Source organism: Stenotrophomonas sp. (assembly GCF_050737075.1).
Classification (GTDB): Bacteria; Pseudomonadota; Gammaproteobacteria; order Xanthomonadales; family Xanthomonadaceae; genus Stenotrophomonas.
Genome location: NZ_JBOHXV010000004.1, coordinates 1 through 24,321, shown reverse-complemented (window position 1 = coordinate 24,321; position 24,321 = coordinate 1). Strand labels below are relative to the sequence as shown.

Annotated in this window: 21 protein-coding genes; 6 read left to right on the top strand and 15 right to left on the bottom strand. The window is 68.8% G+C overall.

Translation table 11 applies throughout. From position 1 onward, the window contains the following. Nucleotides 1-12: 12 nt before the first annotated feature. Nucleotides 13-354, bottom strand: coding sequence for a hypothetical protein (locus ACREPD_RS01605; protein ID WP_431597658.1), 342 nt, complete (start codon nucleotides 352-354; stop codon nucleotides 13-15). A 174-nt stretch (nucleotides 355-528) separates the two neighbouring features. Here ACREPD_RS01605 and ACREPD_RS01600 point away from each other — a divergent pair, with 174 nt between their 5' ends. The 3 genes from ACREPD_RS01600 to ACREPD_RS01590 all read left to right on the top strand — a co-directional run bounded on the left by ACREPD_RS01600 (nucleotide 529) and on the right by ACREPD_RS01590 (nucleotide 4,004). Next, nucleotides 529-1,635: an SDR family oxidoreductase gene (locus ACREPD_RS01600; RefSeq protein ID WP_431597657.1), complete on the top strand. Its 1,107-nt coding sequence runs from the start codon at nucleotides 529-531 to the stop codon at nucleotides 1,633-1,635. A gap of 137 nt (nucleotides 1,636-1,772) precedes the next feature. Continuing rightward, nucleotides 1,773-2,159, top strand: a complete 387-nt coding sequence (locus tag ACREPD_RS01595) for a BlaI/MecI/CopY family transcriptional regulator (RefSeq protein ID WP_431597656.1) — start codon at nucleotides 1,773-1,775, stop codon at nucleotides 2,157-2,159. A 3-nt stretch (nucleotides 2,160-2,162) separates the two neighbouring features. Beyond that, nucleotides 2,163-4,004 (top strand): M56 family metallopeptidase, encoded by a 1,842-nt coding sequence (locus ACREPD_RS01590; protein ID WP_431597655.1) that lies wholly within the window; start codon nucleotides 2,163-2,165, stop codon nucleotides 4,002-4,004. A 98-nt stretch (nucleotides 4,005-4,102) separates the two neighbouring features. On the opposite strand, the gene ACREPD_RS01585 is transcribed toward ACREPD_RS01590, so the two are convergent. The 3 genes from ACREPD_RS01585 to ACREPD_RS01575 form a co-directional block, all read right to left on the bottom strand. After that, entirely contained in the window at nucleotides 4,103-4,432 is a 330-nt protein-coding gene (locus ACREPD_RS01585; RefSeq protein ID WP_431597654.1) for an I78 family peptidase inhibitor, read from the bottom strand. A gap of 68 nt (nucleotides 4,433-4,500) precedes the next feature. Continuing rightward, nucleotides 4,501-5,559, bottom strand: coding sequence for a ribonuclease H-like domain-containing protein (locus ACREPD_RS01580; RefSeq protein ID WP_431597653.1), 1,059 nt, complete (start codon nucleotides 5,557-5,559; stop codon nucleotides 4,501-4,503). Next, nucleotides 5,556-8,036, bottom strand: a complete 2,481-nt coding sequence (locus tag ACREPD_RS01575) for a DEAD/DEAH box helicase (protein WP_431597652.1) — start codon at nucleotides 8,034-8,036, stop codon at nucleotides 5,556-5,558. The genes ACREPD_RS01580 and ACREPD_RS01575 overlap by 4 nt, the downstream gene beginning before the upstream one ends. 182 nt (nucleotides 8,037-8,218) lie before the next feature. Between ACREPD_RS01575 and ACREPD_RS01570 the strand changes: the two genes are divergently transcribed. Beyond that, nucleotides 8,219-8,659 carry a hypothetical protein gene (locus ACREPD_RS01570; protein ID WP_431597651.1) on the top strand — a complete coding sequence of 147 codons (441 nt, stop codon included), beginning with the start codon at nucleotides 8,219-8,221 and terminating at the stop codon, nucleotides 8,657-8,659. A gap of 39 nt (nucleotides 8,660-8,698) precedes the next feature. After that, a complete protein-coding gene (locus ACREPD_RS01565) occupies nucleotides 8,699-9,367 on the top strand; it encodes a hypothetical protein (RefSeq protein ID WP_431597650.1) in 669 nt (222 codons plus the stop codon). Nucleotides 9,368-9,375: 8 nt separating this feature from the next. Here ACREPD_RS01565 and ACREPD_RS01560 read toward each other — a convergent pair whose 3' ends face one another. From ACREPD_RS01560 to ACREPD_RS01520, 9 genes are all read right to left on the bottom strand, one after another. After that, nucleotides 9,376-11,205: a hypothetical protein gene (locus ACREPD_RS01560; protein ID WP_431597649.1), complete on the bottom strand. Its 1,830-nt coding sequence runs from the start codon at nucleotides 11,203-11,205 to the stop codon at nucleotides 9,376-9,378. Beyond that, nucleotides 11,202-13,358: a hypothetical protein gene (locus ACREPD_RS01555; RefSeq protein ID WP_431597648.1), complete on the bottom strand. Its 2,157-nt coding sequence runs from the start codon at nucleotides 13,356-13,358 to the stop codon at nucleotides 11,202-11,204. Before ACREPD_RS01555 ends, ACREPD_RS01560 begins: the two co-directional genes overlap by 4 nt. Then, the gene (locus ACREPD_RS01550) at nucleotides 13,355-14,476 is read right to left on the bottom strand and encodes a BatA domain-containing protein (RefSeq protein ID WP_431597647.1); all 1,122 of its coding nucleotides are present in this window, start codon (nucleotides 14,474-14,476) and stop codon (nucleotides 13,355-13,357) included. The genes ACREPD_RS01555 and ACREPD_RS01550 overlap by 4 nt, the downstream gene beginning before the upstream one ends. After that, nucleotides 14,473-15,363 (bottom strand): DUF58 domain-containing protein, encoded by an 891-nt coding sequence (locus tag ACREPD_RS01545; RefSeq protein WP_431597646.1) that lies wholly within the window; start codon nucleotides 15,361-15,363, stop codon nucleotides 14,473-14,475. The genes ACREPD_RS01550 and ACREPD_RS01545 overlap by 4 nt, the downstream gene beginning before the upstream one ends. Nucleotides 15,364-15,370: 7 nt before the next feature. Then, nucleotides 15,371-16,357 (bottom strand): AAA family ATPase, encoded by a 987-nt coding sequence (locus tag ACREPD_RS01540; RefSeq protein ID WP_431597645.1) that lies wholly within the window; start codon nucleotides 16,355-16,357, stop codon nucleotides 15,371-15,373. Nucleotides 16,358-16,418: 61 nt separating this feature from the next. Further along, nucleotides 16,419-17,120 (bottom strand): DUF4159 domain-containing protein, encoded by a 702-nt coding sequence (locus ACREPD_RS01535; RefSeq protein WP_431597644.1) that lies wholly within the window; start codon nucleotides 17,118-17,120, stop codon nucleotides 16,419-16,421. Between the two features lie 43 nt (nucleotides 17,121-17,163). Beyond that, nucleotides 17,164-18,498: a TldD/PmbA family protein gene (locus ACREPD_RS01530; protein ID WP_431597643.1), complete on the bottom strand. Its 1,335-nt coding sequence runs from the start codon at nucleotides 18,496-18,498 to the stop codon at nucleotides 17,164-17,166. Nucleotides 18,499-18,519: 21 nt separating this feature from the next. Beyond that, complete coding sequence (locus ACREPD_RS01525) at nucleotides 18,520-20,154, bottom strand: TldD/PmbA family protein (protein WP_431597642.1); 1,635 nt, start codon at nucleotides 20,152-20,154, stop codon at nucleotides 18,520-18,522. Nucleotides 20,155-20,177: 23 nt separating this feature from the next. Beyond that, the gene (locus ACREPD_RS01520; RefSeq protein ID WP_431597641.1) at nucleotides 20,178-21,806 is read right to left on the bottom strand and encodes a TldD/PmbA family protein; all 1,629 of its coding nucleotides are present in this window, start codon (nucleotides 21,804-21,806) and stop codon (nucleotides 20,178-20,180) included. A 138-nt stretch (nucleotides 21,807-21,944) separates the two neighbouring features. On the opposite strand from ACREPD_RS01520, the gene ACREPD_RS01515 reads away from it, so the two are divergent. Beyond that, nucleotides 21,945-22,565 (top strand): DUF938 domain-containing protein, encoded by a 621-nt coding sequence (locus ACREPD_RS01515; protein WP_431597640.1) that lies wholly within the window; start codon nucleotides 21,945-21,947, stop codon nucleotides 22,563-22,565. Here ACREPD_RS01515 and ACREPD_RS01510 read toward each other — a convergent pair whose 3' ends face one another. Further along, complete coding sequence (locus tag ACREPD_RS01510) at nucleotides 22,566-23,843, bottom strand: type II toxin-antitoxin system HipA family toxin (RefSeq protein WP_431597639.1); 1,278 nt, start codon at nucleotides 23,841-23,843, stop codon at nucleotides 22,566-22,568. It abuts the gene before it with no gap. Continuing rightward, a partial coding sequence (locus ACREPD_RS01505; protein ID WP_431597638.1) for a helix-turn-helix transcriptional regulator occupies nucleotides 23,840-24,321 on the bottom strand: 482 nt, incomplete at its 5' end. The genes ACREPD_RS01505 and ACREPD_RS01510, both read right to left, overlap by 4 nt.

Here is a 24,321-nt window from a genome sequence, read left to right as displayed (position 1 = left end):
GCGGCCGGGACCTCAGCCGCAGTAGATCGCGGTGATGTTGTTGGTACGTCCGGTTTCGATGGTCAGGCGGTCGCCGCCACTCTCCGCACCGGGCGTCGGGTTGCCCGCGCCGCTGGCGGTGGCGCCACTTGCCGCGCGCTGCCCGCGCACCACATTGACCTGCAGGCTGTCGCTGTCCACGCGGGCGCGGTCAACGGTGGCGGAAGAGGCGGCCAGGCCGACCGCGCCGCGCACCTTGTCCACGTGGCACTGCCCGGAGATGACGCCGTCGATGGGCTGTACCTGTGCGACCTGCGTGGTGCTGCAGGCGGTGAGAGCGGTCAGTGCGGCAAACGCGAGCAGGGGACGAAACATGGGGCGACTCCAGCGGGATTCTGGTGCCCACGATGCCGCTGCACGCGTATGCGGCGGATGAAGCCGTACACGGCATGGCGACATGGCATTCACCGCGTGCGACGGCGGCGGTGACCACACTGCCCTTGCCTCGCCCTCCACCCGCATCGAGGCACTGCTACGAAGGAGTTGCCCATGGCCACGGCCAAGAAGACCCGTAAACGCACCACGACCGCTTCCACCGCGCCCGCCGCCGAACCGAAGGCCGCACGTCCGCGCACTCCGGTAGTGAAGACCGCCACCCGCAAGGCCGCTGCCACCGATCCGCGCGCCGCGCGCGTGGCGGCCCGCCAGCGCCGCCTGCAGGACCAGGAAAAGGCCAAGGACGCACGCGCCGCAGAGAAGAAAGCCAGCAAAAAGGCCACGAAGAAGGCCGTCCAGGCCGGCAGCCGCACGCAGCCCGACACCATGCCAGCCCAGCACATTGCCAAGCCCGGCAACGAACACGAACTCACGCTCGCACCGCGCTTTCTCGCGCCCGACTACGTCGGCAGCGGCAAACTCAAGGGCAAGCGCGCCATCATCACCGGTGCCGACTCGGGCATTGGCCGCGCCGTCGCGGTGCTGTTCGCCCGCGAGGGCGCCGATGTGGCGGTGCTGCACCTGGACGAACACGACGATGCCCAGCTCACCCGCGACCATGTGGAAGCCGAAGGCGGGCGCTGCGTGGTGATCGCCGGCGACGTGCGCGACCCGACGTTCTGCAACAAGGCGGTCAGGCAGGTGGCCAAGGCGTTCGGCGGCATCGACATCCTGGTCAACAACGCCGCCTTCCAGCTGCACTGCGAGCGCCTCGAAGACCTGGAAGACGCGCACCTGCAGGAAACCCTGCAGACCAATATCGGCGGCTACATCCAGATGGCGCGTGCAGTGCTGCCGCACCTGCAGGAAGGTGACTGCATCATCAACACCGGTTCGGAAACCGGCCTGTTCGGCAGCAAGGCGCTGATCGACTATTCGGCCACCAAGGGGGCCATCCACGCCTTCACCAAGGCGCTGGCCAGCCAGCTGCTGCCGCGCGGTATCCGCGTCAACGCGGTGGCGCCGGGCCCGGTGTGGACCCCGCTCAACCCCGCCGACAAGCAGGCCCCCGATGTGGCCGAGTTCGGCAAGGACAGCGACATGGGCCGCCCGGCGCAGCCCGAAGAGTTGTCGCCTGCGTATGTATTCCTGGCATCGCCGATCACCGCCAGCTACATCAGCGGGGTGATCCTTCCCGTCATGGGCGGGCCGCGGGGGTAAGCACCCGCTACCTGCGTCGCGATCACGACCGTTGGTCGTGACCGCCGCAGACCGTTCGTCGGCACACGCCGTCCGGCACTTGACGACATTTGTAGTCACGGGCATGGTGGCGACACGTGTAGTCATCGGAGAGTGTCATGCGCGGCAAGACCATCGGGGACCAGGAGCTGGCCCTGCTGCAGTACATAGCGGAACAGGAAGACGCCAGCGTTGGCGAAGTGGCGGCCGGCTTCGGTGAGGAGCGTGGCCTGGCCCGTTCCACGGTGCTGACCATGATGGAACGCCTGCGCGGCAAGGCCTACCTGCAGCGCCAACAGGTCGAGGGCGTTTACCGCTATTCGGCCACCGGCGAACAGGACAGCGTGGTCCAGGGTGCGGTGGCCAGCTTCGTGGAGAAGACGCTGCAGGGCTCGGTGTCGCCGTTCGTGGCCTTCATGTCGCACAAGGCCGACGTCAGCGACAGCGAACTGGCCGAACTGGAAGCGCTGGTGGCGCAGCTGCAATCACGCAAGCGGGAGGGCTGAGCCATGGATACCTTCATGATGGAAATGCTGACCCGCCTGGCCTGGACCAGCGTGCAGAGCGCGGTGCTGGTGGCAGGGGTGTGGGGCGTGTGCCGGCTGCTGCCGCGCTTGCCGGCGGCCACGCGCTGCCGCTTGTGGTGGCTGGTGGCATTGCAGGCCGTGCTGGGCCTGGTGTGGAGCAGCCCGCTGGAACTGGCCGTGCTGCCGGCGCCCGGCATCGACGCCGCCACGCTGGCGGCGCAGCCGATGGTGCCGGTGCAGCTGGAACTGACCGGGGCCCTGGTGGAGGTGGCGCCGTCTACCGCTGCTGTGTCGCTGCTGCCCGCGCTGTCCTGGCAGACGGCGCTGTTCGCGTTGTGGGCGGCCGGTGCGCTGGTGATGCTGCTGCACAGTCTGCGCGCGTATCGGCAGAGCCGCGCGCTGGTGCGCGACGCAGCGCCCTGCACCGATGCCGGCCTGCAGCAGGCGCTGCAGCTGGCCGCCGAAGCGCACGGCCTTGCACGCGCGCCGGAATTGAAGATCTCCGCGCAGATTCGTTCGCCGCAGCTGATCGGACCGTGGAATCCCGTGCTGCTGCTGCCCGCCCGCGAGCTGCCGGCGATGGCCGCCGATGACCTGGACATGGCACTGACCCATGAGCTGGTTCACCTGCAGCGCCGCGACCTGTGGTTCGGGCTGTTGCCCGCGCTCGCCCAGCACCTGCTGTTCTTCCACCCGCTGCTGCACGTGGCCGTGCGCGAATACGCGCTGGCCCGGGAAGAGGCGTGCGACAGCGCGGTGGTGGCCGGTCATGGGCATTGCCGGCACGACTACGGCCGCCTGCTGGTGCAGCTGGGCGTGGCACCGCGACCGGCCGTGGGCGTGGCCAGCGCCTCGCCCAACTTCCGCAGCCTCAAGCGCCGCCTGCTGACCCTGCAGCAGACCGGCAGCTTCCCGCGCGTGGCCTCGGTGGCGATCACCGCGCTGTTCGTGGTGATCGGCGTGGCCCCGCTGCGTCTGGTGGCCGCGGTACCGCCGCCGCCGCCGGCGCCTCCGGTGGTCGCGGCCCCCGCGGCCCCCGCCGTTCCGGCAGCACCGGCAGCACGGCCGGCAGTAGCTGCCCCGGCCGCTCCGGCCGTGCCCCGACCGGCGCCCGCGCCGCACCCGGTCGCTGCACCGCGTCCGCCGGCAGCCCCGGCCGCGCCCGCACCCCCGCCGCATCCGGATGACGAGAGCACCACCATGATCACCCACGGCCGGCTGGACTTCTCGCACCAGCCGCGCCAGGCGTTCGTGCTGATGGGCGGTGGCGACAACTTCGTCGATGCCTCGATGGACGACCTCAAGCAGGCAAAGCGGGACGCGAAGGGCGGCGACCCGGTGCTGTGGGTACGGCGCGGCAACGAGCGCTACCTCGTGCGCGATCCAGCGCTGCTGAAGTCACTGGCCAACGCGCAGCGGCAGGTGAGCATACTGGGCCGGCAGCAGGGTGCGCTGGGCGACCGCATGGGTGATCTTGGTGAGCGCCAGGGTGAGCTGGGCGAGCGCATCGCCGCGCTGTCCCTGCGCGCCAGCCGCGATGCGCTGGAGTCGATGGACGCAGCGGAAATGGCCAACAATGCGGCCCGCAGGGTACAGGGTGATACCGCGCTGGCCGAGCGGGCCGCGCTGCGTGCGAAAGCGGATGCAGCGGCGGCAATAGACCACCGCGCCATTGCCGAACTCTCCCGCCAGCAGGCCGAGCTCGCCCGCCAGCAGTCAGGCCTGGCGCAGCAGCAGAGCGTGGCCACGGCGCAGATGGCGCGCGATGTGCGCACGGCGATCGACAAGGCGCTGGCCGACGGCAGCGCGCAGCGGTTGCGGTAGAACAGGCAACCGGACGTAGAGCCACCCCATGGGTGGCTGCGCGGAATGCCTGGGCACCGCGCCAGCCACCCATGGGGTGGCTCTACGTCAACCAGGGATCAGTTACAGCCGATCCGCTCGATCTTGTTCTGCGCATCCACGTTGATCGTCAATCGATCCTCACGGAAATCCATGGTGACGGCCATGCCCGGTTTCACTACCCGGGCATGCTTGGCGCCGCTGTCGGCGACGGCCTTCTTGACCAGCGCCTCGGTGGCGACCTGGCCGGTCAGGCCGGTCAGCTTGTCCGGGTTGCAGTTCCCGGCGCCTTCGGCCACGACTGGCGCCGGGTCCAGGGTCGCAGGCGGCGCGCTGCTGGTCTTGGGGGGACTGGCGCACGCGGCCAGCGGCAGGACACCAGCAACCAACATCAACACAGGCAGGCGCATGGCCCTCTCCAACGGTGGAAGTGGCGCCAGCTTGCACCTCCCCGGCTGCACGTCGTGTCAACGCCCGCTCAGCCCGGGTCGGGACCGCCTTGCAGCGCCAGCGTCTCGCGTTCGCGCCGCTCTTCGGCCACCAGCCGCTGCATCAGCAGCGACAGGGTGACCACGTCCTGGTGGTTGTGCTCGGCCACGCGGCGCAGGTTCAGCGCGCTGCCGCCGCGCAGGTAGTTCAGCCACGCCGCCGGGGCTTCCGAACCCGGCAGGTCGTCGTCACGCACGATCTGCAGCAGTTGGCGCTCGATGGTGCCCAGCCGGCAGTTCTCCCACGTGCCCCGGTAGCGGCGACGGGTGGGGAACAGCAGGTCCACGTGGTCCAGCGGGGTGATCGGGCAGCGCTGCCGTGCCAGCCGGTAGCGGGTCTTGAGCAGCGGCGCGTCGTAGCAGCGGCCGTTGTAGCTGGAGAAGACCGTGGTCGGCTGCAGCCAGCGGGCGAACTCGGCCAGCATGGCGCTCTCGGCGGCCATGGTGGTCATCAGCAGCTGCCGGATGCGCAGGCCTTCGCGCGTGGCATCGCACTGCCAGTCGGCCGCGCCGATCATGAAGGCGCGGGTGCCGGTGCCGCCGGCCAAGCCGGTGGTTTCGGTATCGAAGAACATCAGGTCCTGCGGCTGCACCTGTTCGCCCTCGCGCTTGGCGAACGCCAGCGAGAGCGGCTGCGACGGGATGGCCTGCGGGACGAACGACTCGATCAGGAACAGGCCCGGCGCGATTTCCTCGCCGGGCACGTGGCGGTCCTGCGCGTTCGCACGCGGGCGTGCCGCCGCAGCGCCACGGTCGCGCAGGCCCAGCAGGCGATGCAGGCCACCCACATCAGGCTTGCGCAGCGCGACCGGCGCGGGTGATGCCGTTACAGGCGCGGCGTCGCCGGTCGGCTTGTGCCGGATTTCCTGCTCGACCCAGGCGAACACGGAGTCGGGCGCGGGGCGGCGGGCGCGCGTGTCGTTGGCCGCCGCCGGCAACGTCGGAGCCACCGGCGGCTCCGGCGTGGCCGGGCGTGCCGCCGCCGATGGCGGCGTGGCATCACCGGCCTGCCGCCGCAGCAGGCGCAGCTTGTCCAGGCTCAGGCTCAAAACGGAATCACCTCGGTGTCCGGGTGCACGTGCGCCGTCGGATCGGGCAGTACCTGCGCATCGAGCAGCGCCAATACCTTCAACGCCAGCGCCTTGGGAGTGGTGGCATCGTCTTCCTGGCCTGCCAGCACCGGGCCCACGCAGGCCGGGCAACCGGCCTTGCAGTCGCAGCGCTGCACCAGTTCCTGCGCGCGCTGCAGCAGTTCGTCCTGGCGCAGCCACAGCGGTTCGCTCAGGCCTACGCCACCGGGGAAGTTGTCGTACAGATATACCGTGGGCACGAACTGCTGCTGCAGCTCGATCGCGCTGGCGTCGAACTCGGCGCCGCGCAGCTGGCCGCGACCGCTCTGGTCGGCCACCGCGAACCAGGCGCCATCGCCATTGCCTACCGCCTTCTGCAGGTCGCGCGCATCGGCCATCACCGCCACCGTGGCGACGATGTGCAGTGCATAGGCCGCGCCCAGGAAGCCATCCAGCGCCTCCTGTTTGGAGTCGAACGCGGTCAGCAGCAGCGCCTGCGGCAGCTGCCACCACACCGCCGTAGTGTGCAGTTCCTGGTCGGGCAGGTTGACCGGCCCGTAGCCGATGTTTTCGTGGGTGTAGTAGCGGATCTTCTTGTAACCGGCCACCCGCCGCACCACGTGCACTTCGCCATGGTGCGAATCGCCCTGGCCGGCCATGCAGCCGTCGAAGCGGTCCAGCACCTTGAGCTTGGTGAAGTCGATGCTGTCGGTGTAGTAGTCCACATGGGTACGGGTGACGTAGGCCTTGCGGCCTTCCCAGTCCAGCCGCTCCACCTGGTAGGGCGTGGACTGCACCATGTGGATGGCGCCTTCATACAGCGTCAGCGCGGCGGCGGAGTAGTCCACCTCGGCGATGATCTGCTGCTTGCCGTCGCTGCGGTCGACCACCACGAAGTTGCCGTCGGCCACCGAGCGCAGGCTGACCGCGTTGGCCGGGTAGCTGTCGGCGATCCATTCCCAGCGGTCGCCCTCGCGGTGGATCACCTCGGTTTCGGCCAACGCTTCCAGGAACACCAGCGGGTCGATCGGGCCGAACGGGTCGCCGGCCAGGAACGGCAGCTCGAAGGCCGCGCAGCGGATGTGGTCGAACAGGATCAACGGCTGGTCCGGCGCAATGCGCGCATGCTCCGGCGAGGCGTCGGCGAAGAAGTCCGGGTGGCGCACCACGTACTGGTCCAGCGGCTGTGAACTGGCCACCAGCACGCCCAGCGCCGGTTGCTGGCGCCGGCCGGCGCGGCCGAAGCGCTGCCAGGTGGCGGCCACGCTGCCCGGGTAGCCGTTGAGCACCACCACGTCCAGGCTGCCGATATCCACGCCCAGTTCCAGCGCCGAGGTGCTGACGATGCCGTCGATGGTGCCGGCGCGCATGGCACGTTCGGTCTCGCGGCGTTCGGTGGGCAGGTAGCCGCCGCGATAGGCGCGGATGCGCGCCGGCTTGCGCGGGTCGTGGTCGAAGATGTCCTTGAGGTACTTGGTCAGCACTTCGACCATCAGCCGGCTCTGGGCGAAGATCAGGGTCTTCAGCCCGGACTTGATCGCGATACGCGCGATGCGGTTGCTCTGCGAGCGTGCCGAGGCACGCAGGCCCAGGTCGGCGTTGACCACCGGCGGGTTCCACAACAGCACGTGCTTGGGCCCGGTGGGGGCGCCGGATTCGGTGATGGCGGTGACCGGTGCCTCGATCAGCGCCTCGGCATGCGCCTGCGGGTTGCCGATGGTGGCCGAGCACAGGATGAACTGCGGCTCCACGCCGTAGAAGGCGCAGATGCGCTTGAGCCGGCGCAGCACGTTGGTGACATGGCTGCCGAACACGCCGCGGTAGGTGTGCACCTCGTCGATGACGACATAGCGCAGGTTCTCGAAGAACTGCGCCCACTTGGTGTGATGCGGCAGGATCGCCTGGTGCAGCATGTCCGGGTTGGAGACCACGATGTCGCCATGCAGGCGGATCGCCTGGCGTGCGTCGCCGGGGGTGTCGCCGTCGAAGGTGAACGCCTTGACCCCCAGGTCGCCGGCGCGGTTGAGCTCCAGCAGTTCGGCCACCTGGTCCTGGGCCAGCGCCTTGGTGGGGAACAGGTACAGCGCCTTGGCCTTGCCCTGCATGGCCGCGCTGACCACCGGCAGGGTGTAGCACAGCGATTTGCCGCTGGCGGTGGGGGTGACGATGGCCACGTGCTCACCGCGCTGGCTGGCGTCCCACGCCTCGGCCTGGTGGCTGTAGAGCTGTTCGATGCCGCGTGCCTTCAGGGCGGCGGTCAGCGCGGCCGGCACATCGGCCGGAATCGGCGCGTAACGGCCTTCGCGGCCCGGCATGGTGAAGCTGCCGGTGATGCGGTCTGCGTAGCGCTGCTGCAGCCGCGCGGTGAGCAGCGCGCCGTTGCGCGAGGGCAGCCCGTCAGTGGTGGACAGGCGGCGCTCGGCATCTTCGGTGCGCTTGGCAAGTTCGTAGGCCATGGGAACAACGGTCAGCAAAGGACGCCATGGAAGCACAAACGCGTCTCAGTGATTGAGACACCCGTGGCTGGAGGGGTGAATGATTCAGCGCCGGCGACCGGCCAACGAAATCTGAAGGTCGTCTCCGTATCCTGCGCGCAGGACGCTGCTGACAGGACGGACACGTGGCCTTACGCGCAAGGATGGCAACAACGACATTGCTCACCGGCCTGCTGGCTGTCCCGGCGCTGCACGCCCAGCAGGAACAGACCGATCCCGCCCATAGCGCGAACGCCGACGTCACCACGCTGGGCGAGGTGCGTGCGCTCAAGCCCGAGGACGATGTGCCGGTGGACCTGTATCGCTTCACGTCCCCGGTGCAGCCCGAACCGAATGCCTTCAACCGCAGCTGGCGCGAGCCGCCCTCGCTGCAGGAGGTAGGCATGCGCGGCGGATACGTGATGATGGGCATCAACTACGCCATCGCCAAGACCGCGCAGGGCCTGCACACGGTGACCCGCGCACCGGACCCGATCCAGCCGGCCATCGCGCGCCCGCCGCCTGCATTGGATGCGTCCCAGCAGCGCCGCGCGCTGCAGTTCTGTGATCCGCAACAGGGCTGCGCGGCACAGGCGGGGGACTGAGCCGGTATCCTGACCACCGCCTCTTCGATCCTGACGCCCATGCCCCTGCGCCCACTGTGTCTGCTCACCCTGCTGCTTCCGCTGCCTGCACTCGCCAGCGACATGGCCGATGGCGGCAGCTGTCGCAACGGCGCGTTCCCGTCGGAGCAGAGCAGTTTCGCGCAGGCCAAGGTGATCGGGGCGCAGCGCCTGTATCTGCTCGATGACATGAACGGGTGTCCCGCCAAGGGCGAGCCGGCCTGCCGCCACGGCACCTATGTCGTGACCGGCGACACGGTCATCAGCGGTCGCGACCTGGGCGACTACCGCTGCGTGTTCTTCCCCAACAAGGTCGGCGGCAGCGCCGGCTGGGTCGACAAGACCCGGCTGCAGACGCTGCCCACGCGGACCCCTGCGCTGAAGGACTGGGCCGGGCACTGGCGCAACGGCGACGACAGCCCGGTCATCCGCGTGCAGGGCAACGCGCTGCAGGTGGACGGCGACGCCTACTGGCCTTCGGCGAACCCGACCCTGGAACAGCGTCCAGGCGGGCCGAACCTGGGCCAGGTAGCGGCGAGCGCCGCCCCCACCGGTGGCACCGTCGTGTTCCGCGAAGACACCTGCGAAGTGCGCGCGCAGTGGCTCGGCGACACGCTGCTGGTGGCCGACAACGCCGAATGCGGGGGCATGAACGTGCGCTTCAACGGGGTGTATCGGTTGAAGAAATAGCGTAGTCGCTACGCCGTCGGCGCCGTTGGCCGACGACGTTCCAGCCACCACAGCAGGCCGGCGATGGCGATGAAGCCCAGCAGCCACGGCCAGCGGGGGCCGGGGGCTTTGCTGGGCGCTGCGGCGACACCTGCCGTGGTTTCGGCCAGCCGGCGTGCGGTGGCGGCGCGCAGTTGCTGCCGATGCAACGGTTGCGCGGTGGCCGGGTCGAACACGTAGAACGCCTGCGCGGCGTCGCCGTGCTGGAGCTGGTGCCAGCCGGGTTGCTGCGGCCAGTAGCCGGCGCAGTGGCTGCTGCCGCTGGCAGGGTCTATCTGCAGGGCGACCGTGCGGCCTTCGGCATCGCGGACCCGGCTGCCGCTGGGCACCTCGCACAGGGTAAGGCGCTCGCCCGACCAGGGCGTCGCGGACTGCAGGCGAACGGCCGGCGCGCCCGGCAGCGCACGGGCCACCTTGGCCAACACGCCCGACCACAGTTCGGCGTAGCGGTCGTCGCGGCCGGAGAGCACCAGCCGATAACTGTCGGTCACCGGCACCAGCGCCACGCGGCCGCGACCGACGCCGCGCCAGCCGCCGATGGCGTTGCCATTCGCATCGGCGAACAGGGCATCCGCACCCGGCAGCACCGCGTCGAACTGCTCCAGCGCAGGCGGCAGCGCACTGTGCGACGCTGCATCGGCCTCGTCGATCCAGGCTGTGCTGTCGGTGGACGGTCGCTGCGGGCCGCGCCGCGCCTGCAGCAGCGCAGCCTCCGGATCGGCCTGCAGCTGCAGCGGTGTCGCACGGCTGCCGCCGTTCACCGGCAGGCCCCAGCTGCGCAGCGCCTGGCGCGTGCTGTCGTTGAGCGGGCCGCTGCTGCGCACCACCAGGCCCAGCCCGTCGCGCAGCGCCTGCCCGACCAGCGTGCGTTGCGCGGCGCCGAGTGCGGCCAGGCTGCGTTCGTCCAGCACCAGCACGTCGGTGGCAGCGAGGCGGGCCGCGCTCAGTGCCACCGGTACGTCGCCCAGCAGCACGCCGCCACCGGCGCTGGCCTGGGCCTGCACGGCCAGGCCGGTATCGGTGGCCCAGCGGCGCAGGTACTTCAGTTCCGGGCCGGGCGCGCCGGCAAGAATCATCACGCGCGGCGGCGATGCGGCCACGGTCTGCAGCGGCACGGGCACGCTGTCCACGGTGTGCTGCTGCGCATCGAGCAGGCGCAGGGTGAACTCGCTCCGCCCCACGGCGCGCGCGCTGCCTCGCAGGTACACGTTGCCGCGAGCGTCCAGCGGCGCGCGGTCGACCACCACACCGGCCGGGTCGAGCAGTTCGGCGCGTGCTGCGTCTACACCGCCTGCGCGCGCGCTGATCTCGAACAGCGCACCGGGCGCGGTGACGGCCGGTGGAGACAGTTCCAACCAACCGCGTGGCGCGCTCGGCGATTGCAGGGTTACCTGTGGCGGCAGCGCGACATCGCGATCGCGCGCGGACAACCCGTCGCCCACCAGCAGCAGCGAGCTGCCGCCCGGATGCTGGCGCAGCGCGGTGGCCAGGTCGGGCGCGCGCACGGCATCGGCGTTGGCAGGCGCCTCGGGCAGGGCGATCACGGTCGCGCCGGCAGGCACGGTGCCAGCCAAGGCGGCGTTGCCGGTCAACACGATCAGTTGGCCGGCGTCCACGTTGCGCTGCGGCGGCACCAGGGTGAAGTAGAGCAACAGTGAGGCCAGGGCCTGCAACCCGAGCAGTTCGATGCGCCTGGTCAGCGGCGGGCGGGCAGCACCCGCCGCCACGCGCAGGATTCGCACGCTGCCCACCACGATGATCAGGACCAGTGCGATGGCGATCCACGTTGCCATGCTCATCGCGTGCCCTCCAGTGCATCCAGGTAACGTTGCGCCATCGGGTCGGGTGCGCTGCGGCGCTCCAGCTGCGGCAACGGGCGCAGCAGCGCACGCCACAGCTGCGCGCGCAACGTGTTGCGGCAGGTGGCGCAGTCGGGGGCCATGCGCAGCTCCTCGACCGCCGCCGCCAGGCTGAGCGGATCGGACAGCCGCGATTGATGGCGGCCCAGCCATTGGCTCAGCGCGTCCAGATCCGGCGTGGTGTCGGCGTCGGCCAGCTGCTGCCAGACCGCCACGATGGCCGGATCGGGTGCGTCCACCGGGGTGATCGTCGAGGTACGGCTGCCGAGATCGGTACGGTCACCGCTCATGCGGCGGCTCTCGTCGATGGGCGGCAGCTCCGGTCCCACGCGGGCCAGGTAGATGCGTTCGGCCTGCTGCACCTGCTTGATGAAGGCCAGCGCCTTGTTGGCGAACGGCAGTGCACGCTCCGGGCGTCCCTGGCGCAGTTCGCCTTCCGAGGACCACATCTGGTCCAGCGCCGCCTTCAGGATCGCGCGGGTCTGCGGGTCCAGCAGGGTGGCCGCTTCGGCATGGTCGTGGGTGTGGCCGTACTCGGAGAGCACGTCGGTGGCGGCGCCGAACACGGGCGGGCCGTCGGCCTTGGCGGCGCCATGGTCGTGATCATCGTGACCGGCCTGCGCACCTGTGGTTTCGTGGTCATGGTCATCCGGATGATCCGCCGCAGGCGCATCGCTGGTCGGCAGGTTGTCGCTGGTCGGCGGCGGCTTGGCCCCGCCTTCGCTCTCTTCGCCCAGGAACTGGCCATAGCGCAGGCGCAGGATGCGCTGGTCCACGCCGATCGCATCGGAACGCTTCACGAACTCCTCGGCCGGCAGCTGGCGGCGCAGTTTGATCAGCGCCTCGGCGTCGATGATGATCTGGCGCTGGCTGCGGAAGTAGGCCGGCAGCGTCTTTTTGACCATGCCTTCCATGTCCGTCCCCAGCACCTGTTCTTCGCTGGGCAGGCGCAGGATCAGGCTGGTGCTCTGCGCGGTCTGCGCCGTCGGCGTGCGGTTGTCGCGCACCTGCAGCTGGGCGATCACATCGTTGCCGGGGCCAGCGCCCAGCGCGGCCAGGTCCAGCGTGCGCGCGAAGCGGCGCTGGGTTGCCGGGCCCGTGCCGGCCAACGCGATGCGCTGCTCGCGGAAGGTGATGTTCTCGCCGCTGCCCTGGGCCAGGGTGAGGTGCAGTTCGGCGTTGGCGGCCACGCCGAAGTCGTCGTTGGCTTCGAACGCCAGCGACCATTGCCGTTGGCCGGGCGTGGCCAGCACCAGGGTGCGGTCCGGGGCGATCACGCGCACGCTCGGCGGCCGGTCGGGCACCACATCCAGGCGATACAGCCTGGGCGCGGTCAACGCCGGCTCGGTGACGATGCGATACAGCGTGGGCTTGGCGGCCTTCCACTGCGCCACCCATTGTTCGCCGTCGCGGCGCAGGTCGATGCGGGTGCCATCGTGCAGCTGCAGCGCGGCCCGGGTGGGTTGCGCACTGAAGCGCAGCGACCAGTCCAGCACGCTGCCCTGTACCACCTTCGCGTCCAGCGCCGTCTGGGTACGCAGGGCCTGTCCGGTGTAGTTCGGCGCCTGGATCTTCAGTGTCGATGATTGCAGGCTGGGCGGCTGCGCCACGCTGGCGGCGGGCGTGGCATGGCCGGGAACCACTGGCAGCGATGCGCCCGGCGCGGGCCAGCCCACGGCCAGCACCGCTACCAGCATGCCGCCGGCCCACGACAGCGCCAGCCAGCGCTTGGGCCACGCAGCGCGAAGATCCGGCGGCGCGGCCTGCAGCGCGGCGGTGACGCGCGCCTGTTGGCGCTGCTGCAACGGATTCAGCGTGGCGGTATCGGCGAACAGCAGGTCGGCGCTGTCCTGCGTAATGGCATGGCGGTCCAGCTGCCGCACCAGCCAGTGCCGGTCCAGCCGCCTTGCGCGCCAGGTGGCGGTACCTGCGACCACCAGCAAGGTCGCCAACAGTGCGACGGACGCGATGCTGATGCCAGCCACGCGCGCGGTGATCGCCGTGATCGCCAGCGCCAGCGGCAGCAGAAGTGCAATGGTGATCCACCACTGCCGACGACGCGCGCGCTGCCATGCATCGTGGATACGGTTCATGCGCTCGCCCCGCGGCGCGGCGCGGTGGCCATCCAGCGCTCCACTGCGAACAAGAGCACGATCAACAGCAGCAACCAAGGCGACAGATCACGCGGCTGTGCCAACGGGGCAGCGGCGCCGGTCAGCGGCGCGTGCGCGGCGGCAGGCGCCAGCTGCGGCGGCGGCACCGGTTGCACCTGTTCCAGCAGGCGGCGCGGGAACGACGGCTCCCGCAGAATCGGCAGCGCGTCGGGCGACAGCGCGGCGGTGAAGCGCAGCACCTGGCCGCGCCCGAGTGCGTGGCGCACGATGGCGGCGTTGCCGCGGTCATCCTGAAGCACCGTGGTCCCCGTGCCAGGGGCCGCCTTGGGCGAGACGCCCAGCACGCTGCCGCCGGCCTGCACCCACGCCTGCCAGCCGGGCGGCAGCGGCGCATCGGCCAGCCACACGCCGACCTGTCCCGCTTCCGGCACGGCAGCGGTAGCGAGCGGTGCCGGCAGCGCCTGCCCGCCCCACGCGCGCTGCACGGCATCGAGCACGCGCAGTGCCGACGGTGTGGCGCCCGTGCCGACGACACGCAACTGCGGCGCGGTGTTCTGCACTGGCACCACAACCGGCGTGGCCACCGGCCGCCATTGCACCGCACGCGACAGCCGTGGCCGCTCGCCATCCAGGCCCGGCATGGGATCGGGGACGTACACCGTCAATACCGTGCCCTTGGGCAGCGACTGATCCAGCTCGCGCAGCAGGCTGGCAAGCGGTTGCGCGGACGCCGGGGCGGTGTCCTGCAGCGGTGGGAACCCGGGGGCCAACCAGCGTCCCTCGCTACCCGCAGGCAACGTAGGCGGGCTCAGTCCCGGCGCGACCACCACCCACGGTGGTGTCTGTACCGGTGCGCCATGCAGCAGCGGCCGCGCCAGCAGCACGGCCAGCGCGGCCAACAGCAGCAGGCGCACCAGCAGCAGCGGCCATTCGTCGAAGCGGATCCGCTGGCGCGGGCGCGCCTTCGCGCGCAGCCAGCGCAGCGCGGCGAACTCCAGTGGCGCGTACTGGTGGCGGCGTGCCAGGTGGATCAGCAACGGCACCAGCAGCGACGCCAGCGCCAACAGGCCCAGCGGGAACAGCAGCGACAGGGTCATCGCGCGCTCCCCGCCAGCAGGCGCAAGGGTGCGTCCAGGGGTTGGTCGGTGTGCGTCACCACATGGGTAACGCCACCGCGCTGCAACCGCGCCTGCAGCACCCGCTGCGCGTCGGCGAAGCGGGCCAGGTAGTCGTCGCGGATCGCGCGACCGTCGCCGAGCAGTTCCTCACCGGTTTCCGGATCGCGGAAACGGTGGCCGTCCTGGAACGGAAAGTCGCGCTCGTCGGCGGTCAGGATCTGCAGCTGCACGACATCGCGGCGGGCCGCGGCCAGGCGCTCCAGCAGCACGGTGCCGGCGTCGTCGAACCCGTCGCCGAGCGCCACCAGCATGTCGTTGGCCTGTACCCGCTCCCATACCGGGCGCAGCGCATCCGCGCCGGGCCATGCACCGCGTGCCTGCAGGCGGTGCAGCAGCAGGTGGATGCGGTCGCGCTGGCGTGCGCCGCTGCCGGCGGGCACCAGCTGCACGCCGTCGCCCGTGATGGCGATCAGGCCGAAGCGATCCCCCTGCTGCAGTGCCAGTTCCACGATGCAGGCGGCGGTGGCACCGATGTGATCCAGCCGCGACAGGGTGGGCTGCGCGCGATCGCGCTGGCGTGCGGACGCCGTCGCATCGACCAGGATCCAGATCGTGACGGGGCTTTCGCGCTCCGATTCGCGCACGAAGAAGCGGTCCGAACGCGCGTACAGCTTCCAGTCGATCTGGCGCAGTTCATCGCCGGGTTCGTAGGCGCGGTACTGGGCGAACTCCAGGCCGGCGCCGCGGCTGCGGCTGGCATGCTGGCCGATGCCCTGTGCACCGGTCGCGCGCCGCGGCAACAGCCGCAGCGCCTTGAGGCGGCTGCGGACATCGGCGGGGATGGCGATCGGAACGTGCGGGCTCACGGCAGGCTCAGGCGGGGAAGGGCACGGCCTGCAGCAGCGCGGCGATCACATCGTCGGCGCTCTTCTGCTCGGCTTCGGCGGCAAACGACAACAGCAGGCGGTGGCGCAACACCGGCGCCATCAACGCCTGCACGTCGTCGCGGGTCGCAGCGAAGCGCCCCTGCAACAAGGCGCGCGCCTTGGCCGCGAGCACCAGCGACTGGCCGGCGCGCGGGCCGGCGCCCCACTTGATCCAGTGGTTGACCGCGTCGGGCGCGCCGGTACCGGGACGGCTGGCGCGTACCAGCCGGGTGATCCAGCTCAGCACGTCGTCGCTGACATGCACCTGGCGCACGGCCGCCTGCAGCGCGAGCACGTCATCGGCCTGCATCACCTTGGGCACCGTGCCGCTGCTGCTGCCGGTGGTCTGCACCAGGATGTCGCGCTCTTCCTGTTCGGTGGGGTAATCCACCCGCACGTGCAGCAGGAAGCGGTCCAGCTGGGCTTCCGGCAGCGGGTAGGTACCGGCCTGCTCGATCGGGTTCTGCGTGGCCAGCACGAAGAACGGCGCCGGCAGCGTGTAGGTGGTGCCGGCGTAGCTGACGGTGCGCTCCTGCATCGCTTCCAGCAGCGCGGCCTGGGTCTTGGGCGGGGTACGGTTGAGCTCGTCGGCCAGCAGCAGGTTGGTGAAGATCGGACCCTGCTGGAACCGGAAGTGGCGGTGGCCGGTGCCGTGGTCTTCTTCCAGCAGCTCGGTACCCAGGATGTCGCTGGGCATCAGGTCGGGGGTGAACTGCACGCGGCGGAACTGCAGTTCCAGTGCCTGCCCCAGCGAACGCACCAGCAGGGTCTTGCCCAGCCCGGGCGCACCTTCCAGCAGCACGTGGCCGCCGGCCAGCAGGCCGATCAGCAGCTGCTCCACGACGTCGTGCTGGCCCACCACGGCCTGGCCCAGCGCGTCGCGCAGCGGCTGAAGCTTGGAAAGAAGGGCATCAATGGGGCTATCGGTCTGCATGGCACGCTCGCAACAATGAATGTAGAGCCACGCCATGCGTGGCTGAAGAAATAAGCGAAACCTAATTGTTCAACGCATACATCACGATGTTCACGGCAAAGCGCGTGTTGTCTTCGGCCAGGAACCGCTTGTTGCGCCAGTCATAGTCCCACTCGCAACCGTAATCCTTGTTGCTGTAGAGCACCCCCAACCGGCCATCGACCTCGATGCCCTTGAGGTAATCGTGCACCAGGTCATCGCCCCATCCGTTGAGCTCGAAGCCGGTGGCCGGTGGACCGTCCGGGAATTTGAAGAAGCTGCGGTACAGCGCATGGTTGTTGGGCAGCTTCTTCAATGCGGCCGGCCCGAACAGCTTGGCCATCTGCGCTTCGAACGACTTGGCGAAGAGTCCGTCGATATCGTGGTTGCAGTCATCCACGAGCACGAAGCCACCGTTGCGCACGTAGCGCACGAAGTTCTGCCGCTCGGCCGCGTTGAACTCGACCAGTTTGTGCCCGGCCAGGTAGCAGAACGGTGCTTCCAGCATGCGCGGGTCGGACAGCGCGACCACATGTTCGGTCGGGTCGACCCGCAGCGAGGTGTAATCGATCAGCGAGGTGATGACGTTGGACGGCATGCGCGCATCCACGTCCCAGTCGCCGGAGTCGTACTTGAGGCGGGTGAACCAGAAGTCGTACCGCCCGGCCTGCGCACGGGCGAACGAGGGCAGGGCCGCCAACGCGGCCCCCCCAAGCATCAGCCGCAGGAACTGCGCGCGGTTCATCGCCGCGCGCAGCCTCCGTAGCGTCTGCCGTTGCCGCGTTCCATCAGACCGCGTCGGACAGCGAGGTGAAGGTGAAGTCGCGCAGCTTCATCGGCGGAATCATCATCACGAAGCTGGATTCGTCGCCGGCCACACGCACCGGCTTGCCCAGCTCTTCGATGTTGTTGAGCATGATCACCGGCGATTCGTTGAAGCGGAAGTTCTTCACCGGGTACTTGATCTGGCCGTTCTCGATGTAGAACGTGCCGTCGCGGGTCAGGCCGGTAAGCAGTACGGTCTGCGGGTCGACCATGCGGATGTACCAGGTACGGGTGACCAGGATGCCCTTCTGGGTACCGCGCACCAGCTCGGCAGTGCTCTTGTCGCCGCCGCTCATCAGCAGGTTGCCCGGCGTGGCGTTGGCGGTCTTGCCCTGCTTCTGCGCCCAGAAGCGCGAGTAGTCCAGGTTGGCGACCTTGCCGTTCTCGATGATGGCCAGCTTGCTGCGCGGCAGACCCTGCTGGTCCCACGGCAGCACCGGTGCTTCGGGATGCCACGGGTCGGCGTACATGTTCACGCGCGGGTCGTAGACCTGCTCGCCCAGCTTGTTGCCGCCACCCTTCTTGGACAGGAAGCTGCGGCCCTCATCGGCCGAACGGGCATCGAAGAAATTCATCATGAAGCTGATCAGGCCGGCAGCCGCGGCCGGTTCCAGGATCACGGTGTACTTGCCCGGCTCCAGCGCCTTGGCTTCGGACGACTCGGTGGCCTTGCGCATGGCGATGCGCACGTCCTGGTCGGCCTTGAAGTCGGCGGCGTCCTTGAGGTTGCGGCCGACCCAGCCCGAGCCGCGCCCGTCTTCGGTGCGCACGGTGCAGGTGTAGTCGAAGTTGGTGGTGCGCTGGAAGCCGAAGTTGCCGTTGCTGTTGGCGGTGGCGTAGAAGCCCTGTCCGTCTTCCAGGAAGCCGGCGGCGATCAGGCCGTTGCCACGGCACGGGGCGATCGAATCGGCGGCGACCTTGGCGCGGAACGCCGGGTCGATGGCGGCGGTGGATGCGCTGAAGGTGGGGCTGGCGGTATAGGCCTGCTTGCCGATGGCCGGCAGGAACTCCGGGTTTTCCGGGGCCAGGCGGGCCAGGTCTTCGGCTCGGCGGACCACCCGTTCCAGCGCGGCGTCGTCGAACTCGTTGATCGAGGCGGTGCCCACGCGCTTGCCGAAGGCGACCGTGACGGCCAGCTCGGTGTTGTCGACGATGCCGCTGGTGGAGACGTTGTTCAGCGCGAAACGGATGTTGCCGTTGATCGAGCCGGCCAGCACCGCGGTGGTCTCATCGGCCTTGGACAGCGCGATGACCTTGTCGAGGATGGCCTTGGCCTGGGCTTCGGTGAAGATACTCATGGAATAAAGGCTCCTGACCGGTCAGCCGAGGCTGCGCGCGGTGTTGATGACGTTGATGCCGTTGAAGCGCGCGGTGGACGAACCATGCGAGACCGCCGAGACCTGGCCCGGCTGGCCCTTGCCGTCGAAGAACGAGCCGCCCAGGCGGTAGTCGCGTTCATCGGCCACGGCACTGCAGGCGTTCCAGAACTCCGGCGTGCGGATCTGGTAGGCCACGTCCTCCAGCATGCGGGTGATCTTGCCGTTCTTGATCTCGTAGAACAGCTGGCCGCCGAACTGGGCGTTGTAGCGCTGCTGGTCGATCGAGAACGAACCGTCGCCGATGATGTAGATGCCGTTCTCCACGTCCTTGACCAGGTCGGCCACGCTCAGTGGGGTCTTGCCCGGCGCCATCGAAACGTTGGCCATGCGCTGGAACTGCACGCTGGACCACGAGTCGGCATAGCAGCAGCCGTCCGATTCGGTCTTGCCCAGGATGTGGGCCTGGTCGCGGATGGTCTGGTAATCCACCAGCTTGCCGTTGCTGATCAGGTCCCAGCGCTTGGTCTTGACGCCTTCGTCGTCGTAGGCGACCGCGCCGAGGCTGCCGGTCTGGGTCTTGTCGGCGAAGATGTTGACCAGGTCGCTGCCGTACTGGAAGTGCTGTTCGCGCTTGTCCAGGGTGGCGAAGCTGGTGCCGGCGTAGTTGGCCTCGTAGCCCAGCACGCGGTCGAGTTCCAGCGGGTGGCCGACCGATTCGTGGATGGTCAGCCAGGTATGCGACGGGTCCAGCACCAGGTCGTACTTGCCCGGCTTCACCGACGGCGCCTTGAGCTTTTCCTGTGCCTGCTTCGCCGCCGCGATGGCGTCTTCCTTCATGTCGTAGGACGAGCCGTAGTTGACCACCCCATTGGGCGTGAGCACCTTGCCCGCCGCCGCGCCGTCCAGGTATTCGTAGCCCATGCCCATCGGCGAGGACAGGCCTTCGCGGGTGCGGAACTTGCCGCTGGCCTTGTCGATGGCGGTGACCGTCATCGGCGCCCAGATGCGGTGCACGTCCTGGTCGATGTAGGAGCCATCAGTGGAGGCGAAGTACTTCTGCTCGTTGACCAGGAACAGCATGGAGTTGACGAAGCTGGCGCCGGCGCCGATCGCCGCCGCATTGACGTCCAGCAGCAGCTCGACCTTCTCCTTGATCGGCACGTCCATGGCGTTCTTGCGGATCGGGGTCTTCCAGCTCACCTCACCCACGCCCGGCGTGGCAGCCAGCTGCACGCGGGCGGTCTGCACCCCGGCGTTGGCCTTGGCGATGGCCACCGCCTGCTGCGCGGCGCGGGCGACGTCGGTCGGGTTGAGCTGGTTGGTGGCGGCAAAGCCCCAGGCACCGTTGACGATCACACGGATGCCCACACCGGTGGATTCGGTGTTGACCACGTTCTGGACCTTGTCCTCGCGGGTGATCACGAACTGGCGCAGGTAGCGCCCGATGCGCACATCACTGTAGGTCGCGCCGCCCTGGCGCGCGGCAGCGAGCGCGGCATCGGCCAGGCGCTTCTTCAGCGCCGGGTCCATCGTGCTGTGCAGCTGCTCGGCGGCGATCACCTTGCCGAAGAACGACGGCACGATCAGGCCGCCCGCAGTAAGCCCGGTCAGGGCAAGAAAGTTACGTCTTTGCAAAGCCGCTCTCCATGTGAGTGCACTCAGCCCAGGCTGCGTGCGGTGTTGATGATGTTGATGCCATCGAAACGCGTGGTAGCCGAACCGTGCGACACCGCCGAGACCTGGCCCGGCTGGCCCTTGCCATCGAAGAACGAGCCGCCAAAGCGGAAGTCGCGCTCGTCGCAGATCGCGCTGCAGGCATTCCAGAACTCCGGCGTGCGGATCTGGTACGCCGCGTCTTCGACCATGCCGGCGATCTTGCCGTTCTTGATCTGGTAGTACAGCTGCCCGCCGAACTGCGCGTTGAAGCGCTGCTGGTCGATGGAATAGGAACCGCGACCGTGGATGTAGATGCCGTTCTCCACGTCCTTGATCATGTCGGCTACGCTCAGCGGGGTCTTGCCCGGCGCCAGCGACACGTTGGCCATGCGCTGGAACTGCACGCTGGACCAGGAGTCGGCGTAGCTGCAGCCGTGCGATTCGGTTTCGCCGAGCAGGTGGACCTCATCGCGGGTGGCCTGGTAGTTGACCAGGATGCCGTCCTTGACCAGGTCCCAGCGCTTGGTCTTGACGCCTTCGTCGTCGTAGCCGACCGCACCCAGGCTGCCCGGCGCGGTCTTGTCGGCGAAGAAGTTGACCCGCTCGCTGCCCCAGCGGTAGCCGGCGTCGCGCTTGTCCAGGGTGGCGAAGCTGGTGCCGGCGTAGTTGGCCTCGTAGCCCAGCACGCGGTCCAGTTCCAGCGGGTGGCCGACGTTCTCGTGGATGGTCAGGAACAGATTGGACGGGTCCAGCACCAGGTCGTATTTGCCCGGCTTGACCGACGGCGCCTTGAGCTTCTCGCGGGCATGCCGCGCGGCGGCGATGGCATCTTCCACCGGGTCGTAGGAATCGCGGTAGGCGGTGATGCCGCCCGGCAGCTGGATCTTGCCGCTGGCCTGGCCATCGAGGAATTCGTATCCCATGCCCATTGGCGAGGAGAGCCCGGCGCGGGTGCGGAACTTGCCGGTGCTCTTGTCGATCGCGGTGGCGGTGAATGGCAGCCAGATCCGGTGCACGTCCTGGTCGATGAACGAGCCGTCGCTGGAGGCGAAGTACTTCTGTTCGTTGACCAGGAACAGCGTGGAGTTGATGAAGTCGGCGCCGGCATTGATCGCTGCCGCGTTCAGGCTGAGCAGCAGGTCGACCTTGTCCTGGATCGGCACCGCCATGGCGTTCTTGCGGATCGGCGTCTTCCAGCTCACATCGCCCACCCCGGTGACCGGGGCCAGCTGCACCGGGCGGGTCTGGATGCTGGCGTTGGCGCGGGCGATCGCCGCGGCCTGCTCGACCGCGGCCAGGACCGCGGCCGGGGTCTGTTGGTGGGTGGCGGCAAAGCCCCACGCACCGTTGACGATGACCCGGATGCCGATGCCGGACGATTCGCGGTTGGTGATGTTCTGCACCCGCGCCTCGCGGGTAATCACCGACTGGTTGAGGTAACGACCGATGCGCACATCGCAGTAACTGGCCCCGGCCCGCTTGGCGGCGGCCAGCGCCGACTCGGCCAGGGCCTTGTTGCGGACCACGTTGCCGGGCTCGAGCAGCTGCTCGGCGGCAATCAGGCGGGAATGCGGCAGCATCAGGCCGGCGAGGCCCATTCCAGACAGCGTCAGAAACTCACGGCGTTGCACAGCTTGCGATTCCCCGGGTAGGCGCCCGCGAACGGCGGGCGACAATGAACAGCCCTCGACTTTCGGTGGCGCCCGGCGGTGGCACAAGTGACTGCGGTCATGGTTGGATGCAGGTTGTCACGACAATTTCGATCCGATATGACCCAACAACGCTGGTCCGAGGCCTGTGAGCGCAACCGCGACCCGATCCTGGGGGTGCTGCGCCGCCACCTGCATGACCGCCGGCGGGTGCTGGAGGTCGGCAGTGGCACCGGCCAGCATGCGGCGTACTTCGCGGCCGGCCTGCCACATCTGCTGTGGCAGGCCAGCGACCATCCGGACTACCTGCCGGGCATCGCCGAGCGCCTGGCCGAGGCAGGGTTGCCAAACGCCCCGGCCCCCTGGCCGCTGCAGGCGGTGCTGGTGCCAATGCCCGGATTGGCGCCACTGCCGGCAGAGCACCTGGCATTCGATGCCGTGTTCAGTGCCAACACCTTGCACATCATGAGCTGGCCGCACGTACAGGCGCTGTTCGCCGGATTGCCGGGCGTGATGGCCGACGATGCGCTGCTGTGCGTGTATGGACCCTTCAATGACAACGGCAACTACAGCAGTGACAGCAACCGGCAGTTCGATGCATGGCTGAAGGCGCGCGATCCGGAATCGGGCATTCGTGACGCCGAGGCGGTGGATGCGTTGGCCGCTGCGCAGGGGCTGGCGTTGATCGAGGACGTCGCGATGCCGGCGAACAACCGGTTGCGGGTGTGGCGGCGCGGGTGATCAGGCTTCGCTGGAGAATCTGGCAAGGCACCGCGCGCAGCTGGCGACGATCTCCTGCACCAGCGTCTCCAGGATGGGATGCGCGATACCTTCGTCTTCCAACTGCAGGCGCTGCTCCTCGGCAACGGCAGGCAGCTCCAGCGCCATGCGCGCTAGCATCTCCATGGCCATGGCTGGCGCAAGGCGCATCGCGGTGGCGGTGGCCTGCCAATCACGCAGCGTGATGTCCCACCAGCGATAGTGGCTGCCAATCTTCATGGCGAGCTTGATCTTGCGCTTCTGAAGCTGTGGGTAGGGCAGGGCGCTGGAAATGTCGTACAGCGGCGCGAGGCGGACCTGCTCGCTGTCCAGAAGCAGCGAGTAGTTCTTGGCGTGGGCGTCGGTCCCACCGATCAGATAATTGAATGCCAACGCGTTGAACAGCATTGCCACGTCCTGCTGTGGTTGGCTGCCGTGCTGCCAGAGGACATCGGCCAGGTCTGCCGCGCCCGGCCCGCCCTGGTTCTGGTATTTGATCTGCGGCATGACGCCCAGTGCCTGGCAGAAGTCCTCCTGGTGAACGCGGGTCCATCCGTCGGTGGTGCGCGTGCGGTCGTAGCGTTCGACGCAGATGGCGGACTCGCCCTCGATCTCGATCTTCTCCGAATGGGCGGCCGGCATACCCATCGCGCGGGCCAGACGCAGGCAGAACATCTCGTTCTCGACAAAGCCGCCGTAATCGCCGCCGGGAGGTTTGAGGATGTGCGTGGTGGGAATGCGACCGCTGGGCACGGCCCATCCATCACCCAGTTTAAGCAGGGCAATCTTGGCCTGCGCACCGGCGAGGCTGAACTGACCGATATCTCCCAGCCAACGCCCACTGCCGACGTCGCGTCGGACCTGTGAAAGGCGCGAGGCGACCTGCGCGTCGGTCAGGGGTTCGATGCCATCGGCCTCGCCTGCAATGACCGCCTCGACGCGGTCGGATGCAACGAACTGGACGGCGCCAGCGCAGTCCTCACCCACGTGCGCAAGCAGGGACACCGGATTGCGTGGCGAAACGTGGAAGCGCGACGCCCAACCCTGCAGCGTGGTGTCGTTGTCAGGCAGCAGACCCCACGCGACGGCCGCTACCGCGGCCGGCGGATGGGACGCCGCGCTCAGCGGCAGGCACAGCGACAACGGGAAGGCTCCGGCAGCGCCTCGCCAATCCCGGCTGTACGCAAAGTGTGGGTTGCCATGTGCATCTTGGCGCAACGTGCCCATGGGGACACCCTGCATAAGCACGTGCAGGCTCATTTCGGAGCCCGGCGCTTACCCGAATACGGCTTGGGCGTCTCATGGACGCTCGGCGTCTGCTCGGTGCGCTGGCTACCTGTAGCGACGCGCGCGCGTTCGAGGATCTGGGCATATGACAACGGCGTGCGATGCGGACCTGCCCCGGGCGATGCTGCAGGTACCGCGCGGTGGTGGTCGAGGATCTCATCCAGCCCGGCGCTGGGGATCGTGATACGGGCGGCCTCCGCCTGCTGATCCACGGCAGCCAGCTTCAGGCCGAGCACGTTCATGACCCGCAGTACCAACTGCAGTTCTGCTCGCGGCTTGCCTTTTTCGATATCCACAACCCATTGGCGGCTGACGCCGCATTCAGAGGCCAGGCGCGCCTGGTCCCATCCCAGTGCCTTTCGGCGCTGCCGGATGATGTTGCCGACATCTTCCGCTGTCCTGAACTTTGCCATGGCAGAAATGTACTCGAGCGAACACACTCCTGCAAGTG